This is a genomic window from Erwinia plantamica, assembly GCF_043420595.1.
GTDB classification, from domain to species: Bacteria; Pseudomonadota; Gammaproteobacteria; order Enterobacterales; family Enterobacteriaceae; genus Erwinia; species Erwinia aeris.
This window is the reverse complement of record NZ_JBGCUC010000135.1, coordinates 1-392: the sequence shown is the minus strand read 5'-3', so window position 1 is coordinate 392 and position 392 is coordinate 1. Positions and strand designations below refer to the sequence as shown.

Below are 392 nucleotides of genomic sequence, written 5' to 3'. Positions count from 1 at the left end.
TCAGCGACTGTATATGTAATTGTTTTAATTGGAATATACTTAAATTTAGTATGCTGTATCATTTCAAGCCACATTGGATAATCTTCCATTAAAAAACCTTGCAGCTTAAATTCATTAAAATCAATGTATTTAAAAAAAACATCCCTTCTGAAAATTACAGTTGCTGCCGATATAAAATTACCTCGTAATAAATGTTCATACATATTGTCTTCTTTGATGACAATATGATTTGAACTAGAAAAAAATGCACTACCAGTTTCCGTATCAATTTCAACTATTTTGTAGTCTGTAAAAACTAACCCATAATTTTCATTTTTTTTTAAAAACTCAACCTGTAATTGCAATTTATGTTGATTATGCCACCAATCATCACCGGCACAAATACCAATAAA

General features: G+C 28.3%; 1 protein-coding gene. It reads right to left on the bottom strand.

Features of this window, described 5'->3' with window-relative positions; all coding sequences use genetic code 11:
* Nucleotides 1-392 (bottom strand): glycosyltransferase family protein (locus AB3U87_RS22470; RefSeq protein WP_394150665.1); only part of this gene is annotated, 392 nt, incomplete at both ends.